General features: G+C 51.4%; 1 protein-coding gene. It reads left to right on the top strand.

Annotation, left to right across the window (positions count from 1 at the left end):
- Positions 1 to 879 (top strand): Ig-like domain-containing protein (locus BGP75_RS00050; RefSeq protein WP_143820936.1); only part of this gene is annotated, 879 nt, incomplete at both ends.

Genomic DNA, 879 nt, shown 5'->3' with positions numbered 1-879 from the left:
ATGATGACCTGGGTGACACGCCGACAACGGTTGTTACCTACGACAACAGCAGTACCAACGGTGGTACGGTCAGTTACAATAATGACGGCACCTTTGATTACACCCCGGCGGCTAATTTTAACGGTACCGATACGTTTACCTACACCATCGAAGATGCTGATGGTCAGCAATCAACAGCTACAGTTACCATGACTGTCAGCGAGGGGAATGATGATCCGTCGGCAGTTGCTGACAGCTACAGCACCCAGGAAGATACGCCGGTGACCACCGGTAATGTGCTCAGTAATGATGACCTGGGTGACACGCCGACAACGGTTGTTACCTACGACAACAGCAGTACCAACGGTGGTACGGTCAGTTACAACAATGACGGCACCTTTGATTACACCCCGGCGGCTAATTTTAACGGTACTGATACGTTTACCTACACCATTGAAGATGCTGATGGTCAGCAATCAACAGCTACAGTTACCATGACTGTCAGCGAGGGAAATGATGATCCGTCGGCAGTTGCTGACAGCTACAGCACCCAGGAAGACACGCCGGTGACCACCGGTAATGTGCTCAGTAATGATGACCTGGGTGACACGCCGACAACGGTTGTTACCTACGACAACAGCAGTACCAACGGTGGTACGGTCAGTTACAACAATGACGGCACCTTTGATTACACCCCGGCGGCTAATTTTAACGGTACCGATACGTTTACCTACACCATCGAAGATGCTGATGGTCAGCAATCAACAGCTACAGTTACCATGACTGTCAGCGAGGGGAATGATGATCCGTCGGCAGTTGCTGACAGCTACAGCACCCAGGAAGATACGCCGGTGACCACCGGTAATGTGCTCAGTAATGATGACCTGGGTGACACGCCGA

This window comes from Motiliproteus sp. MSK22-1, assembly GCF_001968815.1.
Lineage (GTDB): Bacteria > Pseudomonadota > Gammaproteobacteria > Pseudomonadales > Balneatricaceae > Motiliproteus.
The sequence above is the reverse complement of the archived record's forward strand: the minus strand, read 5'-3'. Positions and strand labels throughout refer to the sequence as shown.